The 21477-nt window shown below is 35.9% G+C and carries 17 protein-coding genes; 8 read left to right on the top strand and 9 right to left on the bottom strand.

Translation table 11 applies throughout. The features are described from left to right. Positions 1-66: 66 nt before the first annotated feature. Together SM124_RS14890 and SM124_RS14885 are read left to right on the top strand one after the other, a co-directional pair. Positions 67-1266, top strand: a complete 1200-nt coding sequence (locus SM124_RS14890; protein WP_322447309.1) for an MFS transporter — start codon at positions 67-69, stop codon at positions 1264-1266. 99 nt (positions 1267-1365) lie between these two features. Then, complete coding sequence (locus SM124_RS14885; protein ID WP_322447308.1) at positions 1366-2595, top strand: aminopeptidase; 1230 nt, start codon at positions 1366-1368, stop codon at positions 2593-2595. Between the two features lie 96 nt (positions 2596-2691). Here SM124_RS14885 and SM124_RS14880 read toward each other — a convergent pair whose 3' ends face one another. Together SM124_RS14880 and SM124_RS14875 are read right to left on the bottom strand one after the other, a co-directional pair. Next, entirely contained in the window at positions 2692-3243 is a 552-nt protein-coding gene (locus SM124_RS14880; protein ID WP_322447307.1) for a DJ-1/PfpI family protein, read from the bottom strand. Between the two features lie 2 nt (positions 3244-3245). Further along, positions 3246-4235, bottom strand: coding sequence for a zinc-binding dehydrogenase (locus SM124_RS14875; protein ID WP_322447306.1), 990 nt, complete (start codon positions 4233-4235; stop codon positions 3246-3248). A gap of 209 nt (positions 4236-4444) precedes the next feature. Here SM124_RS14875 and SM124_RS14870 point away from each other — a divergent pair, with 209 nt between their 5' ends. Continuing rightward, complete coding sequence (locus tag SM124_RS14870) at positions 4445-5362, top strand: ArsR/SmtB family transcription factor (protein WP_322447305.1); 918 nt, start codon at positions 4445-4447, stop codon at positions 5360-5362. Between the two features lie 159 nt (positions 5363-5521). Here SM124_RS14870 and SM124_RS14865 read toward each other — a convergent pair whose 3' ends face one another. Then, entirely contained in the window at positions 5522-7189 is a 1668-nt protein-coding gene (locus SM124_RS14865) for a glutamine--tRNA ligase/YqeY domain fusion protein (RefSeq protein WP_322447304.1), read from the bottom strand. Positions 7190-7411: 222 nt separating this feature from the next. Here SM124_RS14865 and SM124_RS14860 point away from each other — a divergent pair, with 222 nt between their 5' ends. The 4 genes from SM124_RS14860 to SM124_RS14845 all read left to right on the top strand — a co-directional run bounded on the left by SM124_RS14860 (position 7412) and on the right by SM124_RS14845 (position 10992). After that, positions 7412-8314 (top strand): PhzF family phenazine biosynthesis protein, encoded by a 903-nt coding sequence (locus SM124_RS14860; RefSeq protein WP_322447303.1) that lies wholly within the window; start codon positions 7412-7414, stop codon positions 8312-8314. A gap of 19 nt (positions 8315-8333) precedes the next feature. Beyond that, positions 8334-9266, top strand: a complete 933-nt coding sequence (locus tag SM124_RS14855) for an alpha/beta hydrolase (protein WP_322447302.1) — start codon at positions 8334-8336, stop codon at positions 9264-9266. A gap of 317 nt (positions 9267-9583) precedes the next feature. Beyond that, positions 9584-10351, top strand: coding sequence for a C40 family peptidase (locus SM124_RS14850; protein WP_322447301.1), 768 nt, complete (start codon positions 9584-9586; stop codon positions 10349-10351). A 182-nt stretch (positions 10352-10533) separates the two neighbouring features. Next, positions 10534-10992 (top strand): CotY/CotZ family spore coat protein, encoded by a 459-nt coding sequence (locus SM124_RS14845; RefSeq protein ID WP_322447300.1) that lies wholly within the window; start codon positions 10534-10536, stop codon positions 10990-10992. A gap of 93 nt (positions 10993-11085) precedes the next feature. On the opposite strand, the gene SM124_RS14840 is transcribed toward SM124_RS14845, so the two are convergent. From SM124_RS14840 to SM124_RS14830, 3 genes are all read right to left on the bottom strand, one after another. Beyond that, positions 11086-12474, bottom strand: a complete 1389-nt coding sequence (locus SM124_RS14840) for a Mur ligase family protein (RefSeq protein ID WP_322447299.1) — start codon at positions 12472-12474, stop codon at positions 11086-11088. A gap of 115 nt (positions 12475-12589) precedes the next feature. Then, on the bottom strand, positions 12590-13918 hold the full coding sequence (locus SM124_RS14835; protein ID WP_322447298.1) for a YheC/YheD family protein: 1329 nt from the start codon (positions 13916-13918) through the stop codon (positions 12590-12592). Between the two features lie 96 nt (positions 13919-14014). After that, positions 14015-14449 carry a hypothetical protein gene (locus SM124_RS14830; protein WP_322447297.1) on the bottom strand — a complete coding sequence of 145 codons (435 nt, stop codon included), beginning with the start codon at positions 14447-14449 and terminating at the stop codon, positions 14015-14017. A gap of 241 nt (positions 14450-14690) precedes the next feature. Between SM124_RS14830 and SM124_RS14825 the strand changes: the two genes are divergently transcribed. Then, entirely contained in the window at positions 14691-16859 is a 2169-nt protein-coding gene (locus SM124_RS14825) for a YheC/YheD family protein (protein WP_322447296.1), read from the top strand. A gap of 89 nt (positions 16860-16948) precedes the next feature. On the opposite strand, the gene SM124_RS14820 is transcribed toward SM124_RS14825, so the two are convergent. The 3 genes from SM124_RS14820 to SM124_RS14810 form a co-directional block, all read right to left on the bottom strand. Beyond that, the gene (locus SM124_RS14820) at positions 16949-18169 is read right to left on the bottom strand and encodes an ATP-grasp domain-containing protein (protein ID WP_322447295.1); all 1221 of its coding nucleotides are present in this window, start codon (positions 18167-18169) and stop codon (positions 16949-16951) included. Between the two features lie 230 nt (positions 18170-18399). Then, positions 18400-19776: a C40 family peptidase gene (locus SM124_RS14815; RefSeq protein ID WP_322447294.1), complete on the bottom strand. Its 1377-nt coding sequence runs from the start codon at positions 19774-19776 to the stop codon at positions 18400-18402. A gap of 171 nt (positions 19777-19947) precedes the next feature. Continuing rightward, complete coding sequence (locus SM124_RS14810) at positions 19948-21330, bottom strand: UDP-N-acetylmuramoyl-tripeptide--D-alanyl-D-alanine ligase (protein WP_322447293.1); 1383 nt, start codon at positions 21328-21330, stop codon at positions 19948-19950. Between the last annotated feature and the right edge of the window lie 147 nt (positions 21331-21477).

Here is a 21477-nt window from a genome sequence, read left to right as displayed (position 1 = left end):
TTTCTCATTAAAATGCACGGTTATGAGTGTTACCAGTGCCTTGTTTTCAAAAGGGAGAGGAAAAAAATGAACAAATTAACAAAAGAGCCTTTATGGACGAAATCTTTTATCATGCTGATGGTTGGTAATTTGTTTGTATTTATGTCCTTTCAAATGTTAATTCCAACATTACCACCGTATATAAAATCGCTTGGCGCATCAGGAATGGAAATAGGGTTAGTAACCGCTTTGTTTTCCATTGGTGCCGTACTTAGTCGTCCCTTTATTGGCTTTATGCTCGAATATAAGGATAGAAAGCCGCTTGTTCTTATAGGGGCAGTCGCATTATTAGCAGTAACCATTATCTATCCACTTTCACAAATTGTGGTGATTTTCTTGTTATTCCGTTTGATTCACGGTCTAGCATGGGGCTGGTCCACAACTGTTAATGGAACAGCTGCTGTAGATGTTGTACCAAATTCCCGTTTAGGGGAAGGGATGGGGTATTTTGGACTCTCTATTACACTCGGGATGATTATTGCTCCAAGCTTAGGGATTTATTTGTTCCAGGTCACAACATTTACAAATTTAATCTATATTTCTAGTATTCTTGGTTTAATTGCTATTGTTCTATTAATGATTGTTCGTTATCAAACACCAGAAGAAGTGAAGAATAAGAAAAAAGAGGATTTGAAGTTTTCGTATTTTGGGTCACTTATTGAAAAATCAAGCTGGTATCCAGCTTTTATTACCGTATGTGCCACTTTCGGGTATGGATCCATTGTTACGTTTATCGTTATTTTTGGAGAGGAAAGAGGAATCGACCAAATATTCTTATTCTATCTAGCGAATGCCATCATGGCTTCCATTTCTAGACCGATTGCTGGTAAGTGGTTTGATAAAAATGGACCAAGAGGACTTGTGTTTGTTTGTATGTTCTTAACGTTCATCGGCATGTGGGTATTATCCTTTGCTTACTCAAACCTTTTCATCGTTATCGCTGGTATCCTGTTTGGTATTGGATTCGGCTCATTAATTCCAACACTACAATCATGGACCCTTCAAAAAACCCCAATCGAACGTCGTGGAGTGGCAAACGGAATGTTTTTCTCATCCATTGACCTTGGAATTGGCTTAGGTGGATTAGTGTTCGGAGTGTTAGCGCAATTTTTAGAAATCGCTACACTATTCCAGATTTCTAGTGGTTTCTTACTATTAGCAATGATATTCACCTTATTTGAAGGACGAAAGAGACCTATCCCACAACAACAACCTGTTTCGTCATAAAAAGTAGACTGGGCTTACTGGCTCAGTCTATTTTTTTCTATGAAAACGGAAGTTATTTCATGTAATATAGAAGGTATATAGATAATTTTGGGGGTACATATGAACTTTGATCAGTATTTAGACAAATATGCAGAGCTTACTGTTAGAGTAGGCTTAAATATTCAAAAGGGGCAACCTCTATGGATTTCAGCTCCTACAGGTACAGAAGAACTGGTACGTAGAATTGCTAAGCAAGCTTATCTAACTGGAGCATCAAATGTAACGGTTCATTATCAGGATGAAGAAATTAAAAGGACACATTTTGAGTTAGCGCCTGAAGAACAGTTTCACGAGTTTCCTAAATGGCTGGTCGTAGGCTATGAAGAAATCATTGAAAAAAATGGAGCATTCTTATTAGTAGAAGCAGATGACCCAGATCTGTTAAATGGGATAGCTACCGAAAGAATTTTATCTTCCCAAAAAGCAAGAGGGAAAGCCCTAGTCAATTTTTATGAAGCAGTTGATACAGACCGAGTTTCTTGGTCAATTGTGGCAATGCCTTCTAAAAAATGGGCTAATAAAGTGTTTCCAGAGCTACCAGAAGAAGATCGCGTGTCAGCTCTTTGGGAGCGAATCTTTAAAGCTGTTCGTCTAGACTTAGAAGATCCAATTGAAGCATGGCATCAACATATTAAACAATTAGAGGAAAAAGCGAAGCAATTGAATGAAAAGAGATTTAATAAATTACACTATAAAGCACCGGGTACAGACTTAATAATCGAACTACCTGAAAAACATCTTTGGTTGTCAGGGGGAAGCACCAATTCTCAAGGAACGAAATTTATAGCAAACCTACCAACGGAAGAAGTTTACACCGTTCCTCATAGATTAGGTGTAAACGGCTATGTATCTAGTACAAAACCACTTGCATTCCAAGGAAATGTAATTGAAGATTTCAAGATTACTTTTAAAGATGGAAAAATCGTTGGTGTTGAAGCAAAGGTTGGTCAAGAAATATTAGAAAAATTATTAGAAACAGACGAAGGAGCAAGCTTTATCGGAGAATTAGCACTTGTTCCACATCATTCACCTATTTCTAGTTCTGGAGTATTGTTCTTCAACACCTTATTCGATGAAAACGCATCAAACCACTTGGCCATTGGCTCAGCTTATCCAACCTGCTACGAAGGTGGTACCGAACTATCGGAAAAAGAAAGAATCGAAGCCGGCTTAAATGACAGCATCGTTCACGAAGACTTTATGATTGGCTCCGAAAACATGGACATAGATGGAATAAAAGCAGACGGGACAGTAGAAGCAATATTCCGTAGCGGAAATTGGGCGTTTTAAGAGTAAAAGAACAAGTTGCCATGTGCACTTGTTCTTTTTTGTGTAAACTAGTCTAAAACGAAGAAAAGCTCCCACTAAGAGGAGCTTTTCCATTCATTATTTATTTTTAAAAAAGTTAAAATAAGCGTTTGCTTCATCTTCACTAGAGAATAGGTTTACCTTTTCAGCTACTTTAAAAGCAAATTCCACATAGGCATTACCTATTGCTGTTACAAAATGATCATCTGTTACCACATCTTCTTTTACATAAGTACCTTTGAATAGTGAAAATTGTTCATCTGTTTCGCCTACGTTAGAAGTGAATTGTTTTCCTTCTAAAACGCCAGCCTCAGCCAGTAACACAGGACCGTGGCAAATAGCAGCGATTGGCTTTTTCATTTCATGTAATTGTTGGATAACTGAAATTAAAGCTGCATTTCCCATTGCTGGATAAGAGTTACCACCCGGTACTACAAAAAGATCGACGTCATTTACATTTACTTCTGAAATAACTTGGTCATTAGCAATTCTAAAGCCTTCAGCTGATTTAACTGGTACATTTGAGCTTCCAACAGTAATCACTTCATGACCTTTTCCATTCATGATATATCCTAATACCATAGCCTCGAAATGTGCAAATCCATCATATACAAATACATAAGTTTTCATTATTATTGTTCCCCCTCAATATTGATTACTACTTTTCCAAATTGTTTTGCTTCTGATAGTTCCAGGTAAGCTTCTTTAATAGTAGATAAAGTGAATCGACGTTCCGAAATCATAGGCTTCATTTTATGTTGAAAATAAAATTGCAGGGCATCTTCTAATTCTTCATGTGTGACCATGCCTGTTTCAACATAGTAGGATAGGGCTGGAATTTCCTTTCCAATCGATCCTGTTGTTGAACCGAAAACGAGTAATCTACCGCCTTCAGCTATGATCTTTGCACTTTTATGTATGGACTCTTTGCCATTGCTATCAATTGCAACGTCAACGCCTCTCTGGTTTGTTAACTCTAACACTCTCTCAATCACATCTTCTGTTTTGTAATTAACACCAGCTAGAGCACCTAGTTTAATAGCTTCCTTAATTTTCTCGTCTGAACCAGAAGTTACATAAACTTTAGCCCCTTTTGCTACTGCAAGCTGGAGGCAAAATAATGCAACTCCGCCACCAATTCCTTGGATCAGGACGGTTTCTCCTTCCTTAATCTTTCCTTGAGTGACAACCGTTCCCCAAGCTGTACTTAAAGCAAGTGGGATCGCAGCTGCTTCTTCGAAAGTTAGGTAAGAAGGCTTTTTAAACAGTTTATTCGCTGGAACATTTAAAAACTGAGCGAAAGTACCATCTGAGGGTCCACCTAGAAACTTTAGGGAGGCCTCATCTTCTTCGATGAAAGGGTTGAGCATCACTTCATCACCAATTTGCCATTCGGTCACATCCGGTGCCATGTCGATAATTACACCAGCTCCATCACCACCCGCAATAAGCTCCTTCCAATCACTTGCCCAACTAGGACTGCGATTGATAAAAATGTCACGATGGTTAAGAGCAGCTGATTTCAACTGGATTAGAACTTCGCCTGCATTCATAGTAGGTACAGGAACTTCTTTTATGGAAATAGAGTTTTCCACTTTAGGATTTACGGTTACCGCAAACATGTTACACATCCTATCTAGTAAACTATGTATTTAATTTATTAATTAGTTAAACGATTGTTTAACTCTCGCTACAATTTAATAATAATTAACTAATTATAAATAATCAACACTTTTTTAAAAAAAATTGATATTTAATCATAATCCATGTAATGTAGAGATTATTAGGTTGTTCTTGAAGTATAGAAATTTTAAATTGGGAGTGTTAAGAAATGTCCTACAGACTAGTTCTTGATTCAACACCTCTATATGATTTTTGCCTTAGCTTTGGCATGTTTAAAAAACCATTAGGGTTGAAATTCTTAAAGATCCTTGATATTGGAGCAGACTGGAAAAAGAATGTGACAGAATTAGTTGGTGAGTCTTTTTTCGAAAAATTAACGACAGGTGGGGAGCTTCATTTTCTGGATGTGATTGAATTATTAATTGATGAAAGTCCAGAAAAGGGAAGTGTGAGAGGATTCTTAAAATGGTTAGAGGGTCTGGGGGCAGGTGAACTTTACGAATTACTAGCTCCTCATATGACACAAACGTCATTATCTTTTAACCTAGATGTAGAAAGAAACAGATGCGTTGAACTAATGTACGAATGGGAGGAAAAGTATTTTTCTACATTAAAGAAAATTGACTCCTTTAAACAAGACATAAACGAAAAGGAGAAGCTAATAAAGGAACTATCATCAGATGAGTTTATATTAAAAATAACCGGTGGTTTGGTGATTGAGCCATACGAAACGTTAGAAAAAGTAATTGTTACACCAACTTTGCATCATAGTCCATTATTTACTACGTGTACCTATGAAAAAGTAGTAATTGTTCGTTATCCTTTTTTTGAAGGAGACCCAACGGAGCTAGAGAGAAATAAAATTATAAATGTTGGTCGTGCACTTTCTGATGTGAACCGTTTAGAAATGCTCAAACTGCTTTCAACAGGGAAGTACAATATGACCGAAATAGCGAAGGCTATCAATACGACAAAAGCAAATGCTCATCATCATTTATTAATATTAAGAACAGCGGGACTAGTAAAATCACATGAAACAGGGGACAAGTATTTCTTAGACTATAGTCTAAATCAAGATTTCCCTAGCCTGCTGAAGGATGAATTAAATCAATTTTTTAACATATAGAGTAAAGGCTCTGGAATGATTTCATTCTAGGGTCTTTTTGTTTAAAGTATTTGTAATTAATTAGAGAAATACCACTAAAATAGTCGATTATAATAATATTATGTAAACTGATGTTGGTAAGACAAAACCACCCAACCAAAGAGGAGGGCGGTTCATAAATTACAGCTTAAACGAACTTTTCAATGAAACAATGCGATTAAATACTTTCTTCTCAGCTGTTGAATGTTTCGGATCCACATTAAAGTAACCGTGTCTGAAGAATTGGAACTTATCATGAGCAACGATGTCTTTCATGTTTGGCTCAATGAAGCCTTCTAACACTTCTAAAGAGTTCTTATTCACGTAGTCTAAGAACGTTTTACCTTCTGCTTCTTCTTCACTCTCTGTATTTTTATCCGCATCTAAAATGAGTGGTTCATATAGACGGAATTCAGCAGGGATAGAGTTCGTTGCATCTACCCAGTGAAGAGTTCCTTTAACCTTACGACCAGTAAAGCCGCTGCCACTCTTCGTTTCTGGATCATACGTACAATGAATTTCAACTACATGGCCGTTTTCATCTTTAATCACGTCTTCACATTTAATGAAATAAGCATGTTTTAGGCGTACTTCATTACCAGGGAATAGACGGAAATATTTATTTGGTGGGTTTTCCATGAAATCATCTTGCTCGATGTAAATCTCTCTAGAGAACGGAATTTGTCTCATTCCCATTTCTGGTACTTCTGGGTTGATTTCTGCATCTAACATTTCCACTTGGCCTTCAGGGTAGTTTGTAATCACTACTTTAAGTGGACGTAAAACACCCATTGTACGTGGAGCTTTTAGCTTTAAATCTTCACGTACAAAGTGCTCAAGCATGGCTTCATCAACAGCACCTGAACCTTTTGATACACCTGTTTCTTTTACGAACTCACGAATCGCTTCAGGAGTATACCCTTTACGACGTAATCCTGAAATCGTTGGCATACGTGGATCATCCCAACCATCAACAAATCCTTCGTCCACTAACTGCTTTAATTTACGCTTACTCATTACCGTATTGGTAACATTCAGACGGCCAAACTCAATTTGTTGTGGTGTACTTTCCATCTCACACTCTTCAACAACCCAGTTGTAAAGAGGACGTTGATCTTCAAACTCAACCGTACATAGTGAGTGAGTGACATTTTCGATGGCGTCTTCTAGTGGGTGTGCAAAAGCATACATTGGATAGATACACCATTTGTCACCTGTATTATGGTGCGTAGCATGTGAAATACGATAAATAACAGGGTCACGTAAGTTAATATTAGGTGAGCTCATATCGATTTTCGCACGAAGCACTTTTTGACCATTTTCAAATTCACCATTACGCATGCGCTCAAATAAATCAAGGTTCTCTTCGATTGAGCGATTACGATAAGGGCTTTCCTTACCAGGCTGAGTTAACGTTCCACGGTATTCACGAATTTCCTCTGCCGTTAAATCATCAACGTAAGCCTTTCCTTTCTTAATTAAAAGGACTGCTCTTTCATACATTTCTTCAAAGTAGTCGGATGCAAAACGAAGCTCTTCCCATTCAAAGCCTAACCATTTTACATCTTCCTTGATTGCGTCCACATACTCTTGATCTTCTTTTAAAGGATTCGTATCATCGAATCGTAAGTTTGTTCTTCCGTTAAATTCGTCAGCAAGACCGAAGTTAATGCAAATCGACTTAGCATGACCGATATGTAAGTAGCCATTTGGCTCTGGCGGGAATCGAGTGATGATTTCTTTATGTTTGCCAGTTTCTAGATCTTCTTTAATGATGCTTTTAATAAAATTTGAAGAATTATGTTCCAACCTGTATCAGCCTTTCCAAATACTTTTGTATATATTATATATCAATAACACATTTTAAAAAAATTATCTATAAATCTTAGCATTATTGTTGTAAAAGATTCAAAAAACAATAGTATTATTGGTGAGTTGACTAAAATTGTACCTATATAAAACGTAAAAATAGTACAACACATGAACCCGTGATATTCTAAAGTTATCCATATAAAATTAGGAGTGTAAAAAATGAAAACGATCAAAGTTTATCATGTAGATGCTTTTACCAATCAAACATTTGGTGGAAATGCCGCTGGGGTCGTACCAGATGCAAAGGATTTAACCAATGAAGAAATGCAAAAAATTGCGAGAGAGCTAAATCTATCAGAAACGGCATTTATTTTACCAGCTAGAAATAATGACGCACACTACAGAATAAAATATTACACACCTACTAGTGAAATTGATTTTTGCGGACATGCAACCGTTGCTCTAAGTTGGGTACTTGGAACTGAGTTTGACTGGAAGCAGAAAACAGATGAATTACGACTGGAAACGAATATTGGCATGGTGCCAGTCAAGTGGTCCATAAATAACGGAGAACTTGAATCTGTGATTATGACTCAAGTAGTTCCGCAAGTGAAAGAATTTGATATTCGTATTGATGAAATAACAAGATTACTTGGAATAAACGAAAAAGACTTAGACAGCCAATATCCTATTAAATTAGCTTACACGGGGAACTGGCACCTGCTTGTTCCGATGAAGACAAGAAAAGCAATGGATGAGGCACTTCCTTTAATAGAAGAATTGGGTTCAATGAACAGAGAACATTTCATTAGCACAACCCATTTATTTACCTTTGAAAATGTGGATGACTGCGAGCTGTACACGAGGGATTTCGCACCAGCGGTAGGTATTGCTGAGGACCCGGTGACAGGTTCAGCGAATGGGGCACTTGCTGGTTATTTAGTTAAAGAAAATATTATAAAGCTAGAAGAAAATCTTCAATTTAAAATTGCACAAGGCCACAGTGTAGGCAGACCAGGAACACTACATATTTTTATTGACCAAACGGAGCAAGGACCGATTGTACGTGTGGGAGGTCAAGCGGTTATCACCATTTCAGGGACCGTTTTCATAAGAAATTAATGAAAAAGGGGTGGGTTGGATGGAGAAGGTAGACGTTTATTATCAATCAAGAGATGGAGTGAACATTCATTCACAATTGTGGAAAAGTGAAGCGAAACCAAGAGCAATTGTACAAATCGCCCACGGAATGGCTGAGCATATTGAACGGTATGATCATTTTGCTCGCTTTCTCGTGGAAAATGATTGTTTTGTTTATGGAAATGATCACAGAGGACACGGTAAAACCGCTGCTGCAAAAGAACAATTAGGCTACTTTTCGGATGAAAGAGGCTTTGACATCGTTGTAGAAGACATGTTGCAGCTTACAAATATGATTGAAAAAAAGCATCCACAAACCCCTATTATTCTTTTTGGTCATAGTATGGGTTCCTTTTTAGCAAGAAGATTAATTCAAATGGAGGGAACTAAATATTCAGGAGTCATTTTGTCTGGGACAGGTGGGGACCCTGGTTGGTTAGGGAAAGTAGGGATTTGGTTGGCAGCCCGGGAAGTAAAGAAAAAGGGGAAAAAGGCAGAGAGTCCTTTACTAGAAAAAGCGATCTTTGGAAGTCATAACAAATCGTTTAAACCTAACCGTACTGAATTTGATTGGTTATCAAGAGATGAGTCCGAAGTAGATAAATATATAGAAGACCCTTTATGTGGGAATAAGTCTAAGGCTGGTTTCTTTCTCGACCTATTAACTGGCATTAGTGCCATTAACAAAATGGAATGGATCAACCAAATTCCTAAAGATCTTCCTATCTATTTATTTTCCGGAGATCAAGACCCAGTCGGGAATTTTTCAAAAGGTGTGTTACAAGTCTTTAAATCTTATGTTGATGCTGGTATAAAAGATGTTACTTACAAGCTATATCCAAATGGAAGACATGAGATGTTAAATGAATTGAACAAGGAAGAAGTGTATAAAGACATATTAAACTGGATGAATGAGAAGCTCTCACAACATTAATGTGAGAGTTTCTTTATTTTTAGAAAAATCTGAAATAATTATTTAGCGTTTCTTCAATAGTAAATGCTGGTAAGTGACATAAAATATTCCCATTAAAATTTGTTTACAACGTAATATAATTGTAATAATACGAAAATATTCAGAAAATACAACGTTTCCAAAAACCTATAAATAAATTGTCAAAAGTTAATTTTAGGTTTAATATGATAAATTACCCAGTATAGTTCTATATTACCTAACACTCCAAGTTTTAGAGATACCAAGATGATAGATTTCTAGATAACATGAAGGTACATCAAACTTCGGGAGTGGACATCATGAGGAGAAAGCTATTAACGGTGGCAACAGCAGCAGGGATTTTTTTTACAGCATTTAGTGGACAAGCAAGCGCAAGTACATACAGTGTTCAATCAGGGGACACACTTTGGAAAATTTCTCAACAATACAAAGTAACCGTAAATCAACTAATGAGTTGGAACAAACTTTCTAGTTCAACCATATATGTAGGTCAAAAGCTAAGTGTATCGTCTCCGGTGACTCAGGCTTCAACGACAACATATACAGTAAAATCAGGCGATAGCCTATGGGGGATTGCCACTAAAAACAATATGACGGTAAGTCAGCTAAAATCTATTAATAACTTAAGCTCAGATATTATCTATGTGGGTCAAGTTTTAAAACTGAGCCAAACAACAACTACAACAACAACAACAGCTGCTTCCGTTTCAAAAGTAGATCAACTGATAGCTGAATCAAAGAAATACATTGGAGTTCCTTATGTATGGGGTGGAAGCTCTCCTTCAGGGTTTGACTGCAGCGGATATTTAAACTATGTATATAGCAAAGTAGGGATCTCTATCCCTAGAACAGTTGAAACAATCTGGAGCGCAACAAAGCCCGTTTCCTCTCCACGTGTAGGTGACCTTGTATTTTTTGAAACTTATAAACCAGGCCCGTCACACGCTGGGATTTATATCGGTGATAACAAGTTCATTCATGCTGGGTCTTCAACAGGAGTAACGATTACAGATATGAATAACTCTTACTGGAAAGCGCGTTACTTAGGAGCGAAAACTACATTCTAATACATGTTGAAAGCGGTTATGTACTTCCTAGTATGCAACCGCTTTTTTTCTTTCTAATCTAAAAGCCTAGTAAAATTAAATGGATTTGGGTGTTCGTTTGAGTCCATTTTTCTAGACTCTGTGCACCATCCCACCCATCGCTTTATATCATATTATAAAAAGAACAGATGGGAGGGACCAAAATGGACACGACTAGAAACGACTCAAGCAAGGATTGTCTAATAGAGGCATTATTAGAATTAAAGGCACTTCAAGACTTCATTTCCAATTCCTCGACAAAATACTTTGGTAAACTACTCCCGAAATTGATTGGGGCGGATACGATTCCCTTCTTTTTATCAACAAAAGAAGGTCTTCTTACATTGACAGGTGACGATTTTAATAAAAAAACAGGCAAAAGCACTTGTTTTTCTACAAAATATTTCAGAATTGAATCCATCCTGAAGGAATCTGGATGTGTGATTGTCTCTTTATTAATGCCGCTCGATATACATGGAGAGCATACGAAAAATATATGTGACTGCATCCAACTCAAAAAGACATCTACGTGTGTCACAATTGATTTTTCATGTATATGCGCAATTCAGCCTTTAGAGCTTGAACTACTCAAAAGAAAAATCATTGTAGAGCCGAAATGGTAATTACTTAGTTGATAAAATACAAAAACCCTACATGTGCTAGGGTTTTTTCATATTCATATATTCAAGAGTAGGATGAAAGGGGGGATCCTATTTTTAACTTTTCTTTATTAATTTTGCTGCAATTTCCTTCGGTTCTTTTGCGTACATATCTCCTTTAATGAGAACAAGAGTTTGGTCATTAATGATTTTCTTAAGATATCGCACGACTTGATTACTATTGCCAAAGGATTTTACGCTACCTTTAAATCCTCGACTTAAAGCACGCTTGGCCATTCCTTTTGCAAAAAAACCCATTGTGATTAATATATCTATATCTTTCTTTGCGATCATATCCCCGGCTCGATCATGAATATAGTAACCCCAAGAACCTAAATCTGTGAGACTGCTTATGACAACAATCTTCTGTTTTCCTTTCCCCATTGTGCATAACACATTTACTGCTGCTTCTATAGAAGTGGTGGTAGAACTCCAAGTATCATCAATAATCGTTGCACCATTTACCCCTTCGAAAAATTGAAGATGCTTCCGTAAAATCGGAAAAGCTTCAAGTCTTGAATTTGCTTCTTCAATACTAATTCCTAATTCATGAACGGCTGCAATGGCACAAACAGCGTTATATACTTGATGTTCACCAAAACCTGGTACAAACATAGAATAAGTTTGGTTTTTATAGGTTAGGGAGTAGTTCATGCCATTTTCTGTGAAATGAATATCTGAAATAAAATAATCGGCCTCAGCTTTTTTTCCTATTTTTACGATTTTCCCTTTAAAATGAGTAAGATTAATTAAGTTACTATATTTATCATCAGCATTTAAGATTAATGTACCATCTTCCGCTATGGCATCAGCCATTTCTGCTTTTGCTAAAATATATTGATTGATGGTTTTACAATAATTCAAATGATGGGTGCCAATGTTTGTGATAATTCCTATTGTCGGTTCGTAATATTTACTGGCAGTTAATATGTCTCCTGGAGCTCCAACAGCTGTCTCGAAAACAGCCGCTTCTGTTCTTTCATCTATGCTAAAGAGATACTGTACATGCGCCGTCCGGGAATTATTACTGCTTTTTGTAGCTACGACATTCATACTTTGTTCTAGAATATATTTGGTCATTTCTTTTGTCGTAGTCTTTCCACTAGTACCTGTGATAGCAATAACAGGTAGCTCGAACATGCTTCTATAATGATGGATAAAGCTCCAATAGGCTTGATCTAAATTCTCAACTTGGATGATGGTAAGACCAGAAAGATTTTCTAATTCCCTCTTTGTATTTAAAGGTTGAGTTGTAACGATTATTAACGGGAAGAATTTACTTAATTTGTCCCAATTTAAAATAAGTGTAGTGGCGAAAAAAACAGTATGTGTGTTCTTTATTTGTTTTAACCGATAAGCACAATGTTTGACTATCTCTTCATCTGAACCATGTACAAGAGTTCCGTTAATAATATTTCTTATATATTGAACCGAAAGTGATTTCAAAAATATTTTCACCCCTTTCCGTTATATATCATATTCCAATCGTGAGAGAGGTGGTTGTACCTTAGACTAGATAGGGAATAAAATAGGTTGATAGACGAGCTTAGAATAAAATGAATCAGTGTTTTGCTGTTTTTTCAGAGGATCTATATTTAACGGCTGTGGAATTAATTAGCTTATACATGGTTTTGTCTTCTAATAAATGAAACATTGCCACGTCAGGGACATAATTCACTTCAATGATGTAAATTTCTCCTTTTTCGTCAATCGCCATATCATATCCAAGTCTATGAAGTTCTGGATTAGATTTAAGTAAGTGGTTGGAAGATATTAAGCAGACCAGATTCAACTTTTTCATTATTTTTAAAATAGGTTTCTCTTTTATGGAGGAAAGTTTTAAACCTTCTTCTAGAGGGAAGACTGATTTGGCAAAGTTTGTGACTACGAAATTATTACTTGCTACTTTTATTAATCGGCCTGTTATGAACCATGGTAGCTCTTTTGATTCTTTTTGTACCATTACTCTTATATCGAATGGATTAGATTCAACTGAGGCGAGTGAAATTTTTTTTTGAACTAGATACCTTTTAGTAAAGTATTTTTTATTTAAGTATTCATACAGCTCATCAAACGTTTGAAAAGTTACTTTGTTCTTCCGGAAATGATATTCTAACGTTCCGTCTGATAGAGTGGTAATTTGAATGACTCCTTTACCCCATTGACCCACACATGGTTTGAGGATGACCTTGTTAAATTTTTTTAGAAAGTTTGAGATGGAAGAGGGAGTGGCTAGCTCTGTATCGGGCAAATTAGCTCTAACTTTTCTATTTACATGAAGCATATTATATTGAGTCCACTTGCTTGAAGGAGGGTGTAATTCTGTCTGATTTATCCAAACTTTATCTGATAAATCAAACCCAATAGTAACAACAATCAACTGGGTATCCTCATAATAAGCCCCTAATTGCTCGGCGATTTCCAAACAAATATTTTTTACTGTGAACCTTTGGAAAATGCCTAATTCAATATGGTTCATATAAGGTAAGTTTGATTTAATTTTCCATTTTGAAGAGGGATTTGGTCTATAAAGTGTTAAGATTTGTTCATTTATATAATCCCCGACCTCATTTGAAGGTGTAATCTGTTGTATGATGGATGTTTGGTCTTTGGGTAGAACCTTTATTAAGTAATCAAAACAGGCTTGTTTTCCCTCCAAAATCTTTTTTTCTTGAGGAGTTAAAATCTCAAAAGTATCTAAATCTATTGAATAAACGAAGAAGGTACGGTATCCAAACGAAGGAGTAATTTTGATGTTTTGATATTTTTCAAGAAAGTCAAATAAAGTATCAATTGAGAAAATCTTTGTATCTAACAAATAGGTTGATAGCTTTTCATTTTTCTTTAATATTTGATATTGCTTCCATTTTCCTCTAGAAATTGTTGACAAGGTTTTTCCTCCTTTCTATTAACATATAAAAGGCTGACTCCAAATAGGAGCCAGTACAAATAACTGACACTCTACTGAATCAGCCTATTAAAATGATTATTCGCAGCCTAAAGCGATAATAGAACCTTGGTCAATTGTGTTTGCACCAGTTTGATCAAAGAAACCAATGATTTCAAAACTTTGAACGATGTCTACAGCTGCTTGTTCAACTTGATCTCTAAATACCGCTTCAAATGGGAAGGTTTCACCATTTACTGTTCCGAAACCTTCAACGGTAACTTCACAGTTTTGCCCTTCTCTTCTACATACTACAGTAGTAATTTCTGTTGCTGTAAAAGTGAAGCTATTATCTGTTCCACCTTCAGTTTGGTCAAATTGTAAGGACAAAGTAGAAGTATCTAGACGGTCTACACAAACATCAGCTAAATAAGTTAGGCTTCCAGTTACAGTACCCATAACACCTTCGATCATTACTTGGTCTCTTTCAACAAAAGCATCAACTAATACACCACAAGAACATACTAATCCCATATATTCATCTCCTTTTTCATATTTTTGTGATATCACACTGTTAATATATGAATGATAAATAGAATGGAAAGTGCTCTTGTCCAGTTAGTTGAGATCTTTTAAAAATATACTCTTGCCTATTTTAAATTGTTCTTGTCCTAGTTTAAGTTAAAAAAACTCATTACATATACACATCTGTCAGTATCAAAAACCCTCCACTATGAATGTATTATTATAGAGTTCTTATTAAAGGAGGGTTTACATGACACTGATCGGGATGTTACATCACCGAAAAGATCCTACTACCGTCATCAAATCATATGCATATGCAGCCGTTGCTAAGGCTGAAGGAGCGAAATTTGTATACTTTACTCCTAAATCTGTAAATTTTGTTAATAAAACAATAAAGGGTAAAATACTTGAAAATGGGAAATGGATCGATAAATTGATGCCTTTTCCTGATGTCATTTATAATGCAGGAAGTCCAGAAAAATTAGCCGTTTCAAAAGAAATTATCAATAAATTAAAGGAAATGATTCCTTTTACTACTCATTCAATCGGCAATAAATGGAATGTAAATGAAAGGTTAAAGGAAGCAAAGGATTTTGCTCAATATTTGATACCAACCGAAATCGTAAAAAACACAGATATTTTCTTTAAATTCATTAACGCCTTTGAAAATATTGTATTTAAGCCGATTGATGGACGTAAGGGACAAGGAATCCTTTTCATTACGAAAAAAGAGGATGGATTTGAATTAAAATCGGGCGCTCAAGTAGAATTACTAAGTAAGATCCAATTAAATAATTTTGTTCAAGCAAAAATTTCTAAGGAAGTATTTATTGTTCAACCCTATATCAATTCACGGACTAAAACCGGTCAAGTTTTTGACTTCCGACTTCATGTACAAAAAAATGGAGAAGGGAAGTGGGTAATTACCACCATTTATCCGCGAATTGCTCCAATGGGATCGATTATAGCCAATATTAATAACGGGGGATATACCAATTATTTAGACCCGTTTTTAAAACAAGAATATAATGATGAAGCATTTAATATAAGACGAACGTTAGAGCATTTCTCTTTAGCTCTAGCTAATCATCTAGATGAACTTCAAATGGTCCAATATGGTGAAGTAATCGATGAAATAGGGGTAGATATTGGTTTTGACCAAAACCAAAAAATTTGGATTTATGAAGTAAATTGGCGCCCAGGATGTCCTCCTGCTTTCTATTTAGAATTAGATGTGGTGATTAACACGATCCAATACGCCATTTATTTAGCTCAGAATCAGCAAGAAATAAGAAATAAGATTCAAAGGGCTAAACGAAATAGTATTAAAGCAAAAGGGAATATTCCAATTATCGCCATTACAGGCAGCGCAGGGAAAACAACGACAAAAGCTTTTGTTGCATCCATTTTATCGAAAAGATGGAATGTGTTTGAATCCAAAGACTACTGGAACACAACGGAACATACAAAGAAGCATGCGGCCGAAATTAATCCAAGTCATGACGCAGTTGTTCTAGAATATGGAATGGCCTATAAAGGAGTCATTACAGAGCATTGCAGTATCATTCAGCCAAACATCAGTATTGTCACGAACATTGGCCTTGCTCATGTTGGGAACTTTGCTAATGATGTAAAAGGGATTGCTCATGCGAAATCAGAGTTAATTCATGGAATGGAACAGGATGGAATTTTAATCGTAAACAATGATGATGATAATTCACGATATCTCGAGACAGAAAATTTTCAAGGAACGATTATTACTACTGGAATTTATACTGATGCCGACTACCGAGCTTATAATGTGGAGTATGCCGATGAAGGAATGAACTTTAAAATGAAGCTTCGTGGGAAGGAAATTAAGCTTTTTATTCCTATATTGGGAGAACACCATGTGTATAATGCCGTAAATGCAGTAGCGATTGCCGATTATTTAGGATTTTCACCGATGGAAATTAAACTAGGTCTCATTTTCAGGAAGCCTCCACGTCGAATGACCATTTACAATTGCCGCGATCAAATAACCGTAATAGACGACACCGTTCACTCCCATCCACAGGCTGTTAAGGCAGCACTAGATGTAATCACGAATATAGCTAAAGGCCGAAAAGTAGCAATTCTAGGTCAAATGCGTGAACTCGGAGACTTACGAGAAGAAGAATACCGAAAAGTAGGCGAGTACGTTGCACAACTTGGATTTGATATGTTAATTACTTACGGTTTTCGAACAGATGAAATTGGGAAGCATGCCATAAAATCGGGAATGAAACCAACAGATGTTCATCATTTCTTGGATCGTGAGCAATTGCATGATTTGTTACAAAAAACAGTTCAAGCTGGAGACACGATATTAGTAAAAGGAGCTAGTAAAACTAATATGTTTGATACGGTTAAGTTTCTTGATCAAACATATGGAGAATAGAAGTTGAAAGTGAAAACCCAAATGTGTGATATTTGGGTTTTTTTTAATCAAAATAAAAAAACTCCAATCTAATGGAGTTTTTCATAGAATTAATATTCTTCTACCATATGGAACTTTATTTCATTTGCGGCTGTTTTGGCAAGTTGCTTTGCTTCTTCCATGCTATTTCCTTTTGCAATGACGTAGGCATACCGGTGCCCCATAGACAGAGGAGGGGTTAGTAGAGTACCTTTTTTCGGTTTAACATACACCTCAACTACACCTGGTGAATGGGTTGCTCGATTTCTTCCAGTCACTTTTTCTAATATGCCTTTATTTGAGACAATCAAATGTTGAGTAAAAACAAAGTTATTCGTTTTTCTGTGTAAATAAGGTTCTTCCCCTAGATATAATTTAATGGTTTCTTCGACTAAATTAAACCCGAAGGCTGCCTGCAACATTTTATTCATGGCTCCACCGGAGATTCTTGGATTAATCTCAATCAACTTCCAACCGTTTTTCGACCGTCTCATTTCAAGATGTAACGCACCGTTATGAAGATTTAGTCTAGTTACAATCGATTGGAGAACTTGGTTAATCTCTTTCTCTAACTTGTCAGGAACTTCAGCTAACACACCATATCCGGTAACAATAAATCTCTTACCCTTTGTGATTTCTTGCTCAAGAACCCCAGCAATATGGATTTTTCCATTATGAATAAGTGCTTCCACTAAATACTGATCTCCGTCAATATACTCCTCAATAATAAGTAAGTCTTTTGGATATTTTTCCTGTAACTTAACTAAATTTTTTTCTAATTGTTTTTTATTTTCTGCAAGGAGTGCATCCTTAGAGCCAGTTGATTTTGGTGATTTGACCATAACAGGAAAGTCTAAATTAGGTATCTCATTGATTGATATCGTCTTACCAGGAGATAGGATATGAAATTTTGGTGTATAGGATTCATTTTCCAATGCTAAACGTGTTTCTTGTTTATTTTCCATTTTAAAAATAGCTTCGGTTGAAGCATAGTTATGACAGAATTCATCAGAAAGAGTAGACGCTGTATGAACAGATGAATCTACAAAACTTAAAATGGCCAAAATTTCTTTTCCCTGAAATTGGAGTTTTTTAATTTCTTTCCTCATTTCAGTTATATTTTCTATATCAATATAAACCAATTCGTGTATATCTGGATATTGTTGCCTCTGCTCTAATTGTTTCTCCCTATTCGTGAAAACAACCGTGAAATACCCTAATTGCTCCGCCGCCTTAATTGCTTCTCTACTGGAACCAGATTTGTTTGTACCGATAAAGACAATTGTTTTCAAACTTACTCCTCCCAATTGAACTTAAAACATCAACTCGGTATATGTTATGTACTACATTCAAATGTGTATAGTTTTCTGTCACTAAAAAACCAATATTTTCGCTAAAAGAAAGAAGAAGGGACAATATAATGATGTAGAGAAAAAGCTGTGTTAAAGTAAGTGGAATTTTCCACCGCAAAAAAAAGAAGCCAGTGGCTTCTCTCAATTTGTTTAATTACTATTTTACGATATTATAAAGCTCGGCGTGCTGTTACGTAGTTCTTTTGAGCCCATGTTGAACTTAAATCTTCAGTAACGACACCCTTCGTAGTTGGAGATAAATGTACAACTTTGTTATCTCCAACATAAACACCAGCATGTGTAATGGTTGTACCTAGGTTATTTGTAGAGAAGTACACTAAGTCACCCTTTTTAAGATTAGCTTTTGAAACGGCCGTACCAATTGAAGATTGTGCTGAAGCCATTTTAGTTTTTAAATCAATTCCGTATTGTTTAAATACATAATACGTAAATCCAGCACCTGTAAATGTTAAAGTGCTCTCGTTGTAAGTGTAACCAAATTTAGCTTTACCAGTTAGATTAGTTGCAAAGCTTGCAATTTTATCTTGAGTCGTTGCTTGTGTTGTTGTTGTTGGCTGAGTAGTTGTCGTAGTGGTTGTACTTTCAGTAAACACGCGTTTTGCTGTAATAAAACGTTGTTTATAGTAATCTACGAATAAAACTCTTGTTAGAACTTTCCCTGTTGAAGGAACAATAATTCTATGGTCGCCCGCATAAATACCTACCAATGATGGTGTAGTTGAACCAATTGTGCTACTAAAGAAAACTAAGTCACCTTTTTTAAGGTTAGTTTTTGACACAGTTGTTCCTTTTTTCATTAGTTCAGTTGTACTTGTTGTACCTAAAGTAACACCATTTGTTTGGTATACATGATTGATATAACCATTTCTAGTGAATTGGTTCGTGCTTGGATTGTTAGTAGAACCAATGACTGCTTTTTTCATTAACTCATAAGAACTATCAACAATTTTGTCACCTTTTGTTGCTGGGTTAGCCGCTAGTAGGCTAGGTAATACACGACGAGCTGTTACATAGTTCGTTGTGTAATAAGGCTTGCTACTCATATCAGAAATAACAATGTTTTGCTGCGGATCAGCCATGTGAATGACTTTATTATCACCAATATACATTGCTACGTGGTCAGAAGGATCTGTATTAGTTTTATTTGCATCAAAGAAAACTAAGTCACCTTTTTGTAATTGGTCTCTTGGTACATAGACACCTTGTTCTAACATATAGTTTTCATTATATGTTGCAAGGTCAACTCCATTTTTCTCAAAGATGTACATTAAGAATGTTGCACAAGAGAACTTATAAGGATAAGTTGGTTTGTACTCTGTGTTGCTGTAAGTTGCTTGTCCAATTAAACTTTTTGCTGTTTGGATTAATTGATCTGCTTTAGCATTTACCGCTGTTTGGTTATTGTAAGGATTTACTACCGTTGCAGCTGAAGCTTCAGTTACGTTAAATGCAGGGATAGAAGGGATAGCCACACTACTAAATGTAAGTGCTAGTGCTAATGATGTTGTAACTAATCCTTTTTTCATGTGTGTTACCTCCTAAGATTTGAATTCAGTTTGTTTCGTTTCGACACAACTGATTCTAACACACAAATGAAAAGGGGACGTTCGGAAATATGTTCCAAGTCCCCATTGTTACAAATATTACTTATAGAAAGCCTTGTCTCTCATGAACAAGATAGTTGGTTTACAGTTATATTACAGCTTTAAATCACTTGCTAACTGTATCATAGACCGGCTGCTCATCGGTCCTTTAATTAATAAATGAGTATTTTCATCTAACTCTTTCATAAGAAGTTCTTTAATTCCATCTACTTTTTCAAATATTTGAACATTGCCTTTAAATTGATCCCGTTTAGCTTGTCGGGCAATTTCGACTGCCTTATTTCCAATCGTAATGAGTGTATGAATGTCTTTTCCTGCAATGAGAGATCCTATTTCTTGGTGAAACCTTTTTTCATAATTTCCTAGCCGATTAATATTACCTAGTAAGACAATTTTCTTTTTTCCTTCACTAATGTGATCCATTACATTGAGTGCTGCTTCAATAGAGGTAGGATTAATCGTCCAAGTATCATCAATTATGGTGCTTCCATTAATACCGCTAGATATTTCTAGATGTCTTTGCATGTTTTTAAAGGAGTGAAGTCGATTGATCGCTTCTTCAATGGAAAGACCCATTTCGTTTACAGCAGCTATAGCAGCTAATGCATTATACACTTGGTGCTCTCCGTAACCTGGTACAAAAGCGGTGTAAATCTTATTCTTATGTCTAATGTCAAATTTCATTCCATCTTTAACATAATGAATATTTTTTGCCTGAAAGTCACTGGAATTCCCTTTTCCGAAGTAAATAATTTTCCCCTTATAAGAAGCTAATGAGATTTTCTTAATATTTTCATCATCAACATTTAATATTAATGTACCACGGTACTTTAGCCCCTCTACAATTTCTCCTTTTGCTTGTATATAACCGTCAATTGTTTTACACCCATCTAAATGGTGTGCCCCAATGGTTGTAATAATTCCGATGGTTGGTTGGTATATCAAGCATTGATGCTTAATATTACCAGGGTTCCCAAGACCAGTTTCAAAGACAGCTGCTTTTGTTTGGTGATCAATGCCCATTAAATAAGGAAAAGATCTTCGGGGTTCATTTTTACTACTTTCGGTTGCCTGGACTTTTCGATCAACACTCATCATTTGTTTAATCATTTCTTTTGTCGTAGATTTCCCGCATGTACCCGTAATCGCAACGACAGGAATATTAAATAAGCCGCGATAATAATTAACAAACTTCCAGTAAGCCTGTACTACGCTTTTCACTATTATGATTGTGGTATTTTTACCTGCCTTCTCCAGTTGATCTTTTGGTTTATCAGTAATTACCACACATGGAGCTTTTCTATCAAGTTCCGCCCAATGAACTTCATCTCTTCTATAAACAAAAACTAAATAGTGCGTACCGGTAACGTCGTGGCGGTTATTGACGACGGCGTTCTTTACATACCACTGATCTGAACCACTAAACAATTTGCCTTGTAGTAATTTACATATATCACGAACAAGTAATGGTTGCACTAATAATCTCCTTTCTCTACCTATAATGTTTTGTTCAAAAAACGAGGTAATGAATGATTCTGCCATTCTTATTATATGAATCACCTTGGTTAACCGTTTGTACATCAACCTAACAAATGGGATTAACTAAGAACTGTTTACAATGGT

The organism is Robertmurraya mangrovi (assembly GCF_034427655.1).
Taxonomy (GTDB): Bacteria; Bacillota; Bacilli; order Bacillales; family Cytobacillaceae; genus Robertmurraya_A; species Robertmurraya_A mangrovi.
This window is presented reverse-complemented; position numbering and strand designations above follow the sequence as displayed.